Origin of the sequence: Catenulispora pinisilvae (genome assembly GCF_015356865.1) — a bacterium.
In the GTDB taxonomy this organism is placed as follows: domain Bacteria; phylum Actinomycetota; class Actinomycetes; order Streptomycetales; family Catenulisporaceae; genus Catenulispora; species Catenulispora pinisilvae.
Map to the genome: position 1 here is coordinate 1 of NZ_JAAFZA010000581.1, position 551 is coordinate 551.

Below are 551 nucleotides of genomic sequence, written 5' to 3' on the forward strand. Positions count from 1 at the left end.
GGCGGCGCGACGGCAGGCGGCGGCGACGCGGTCGGCGTGGCGGCGCGCGGCGGCGCGGTCGGTGCGGGAGCGGGCGGCGGCGCGGTCAGCGCGACGGCAGGCGGCGGCGCGGGCGACGCGGCGGTGGGCGACGCGGCGGCCTGGATGCCGCTGGTGCAGGCGGACGCCACGCGGCTGCCGTTCGCGGACGAGGCGTTCGACATCGTGTGCTCGGCGTACGGCGCGGTCCCGTTCGTCGCGGACTCGGCGGCGGTGATGCGCGAGGCGGCACGCGTGCTGAAGCCGGGCGGCCGCTGGGTGTTCTCGGTGTCGCACCCGATCCGCTGGTCGTTCCCGGACGACCCGACCGAGGCGGGGCTGACGGCGCGTGACTCGTACTTCGACCGGCGGCCGTACGTCGAGTTCGACGAGCGGGGGCTGGCCACGTACGCGGAACACCACCGGACGCTGGGTGACCGGGTGCGGGAGATCGTGGCGGCCGGGCTGCGGGTGGTGGATGTGGTGGAGCCGGAGTGGCCGGCGGGGCTGACGGCGGTGTGGGGTAGGTGGTC

General features: G+C 77.5%; 1 protein-coding gene. It reads left to right on the plus strand.

Features of this window, described 5'->3' with window-relative positions; translation table 11 throughout:
* Nucleotides 1-551, plus strand: a 551-nt coding sequence (locus IZR01_RS49505) for a class I SAM-dependent methyltransferase (RefSeq protein WP_194927923.1), incomplete at both ends; no start/stop codon positions are given.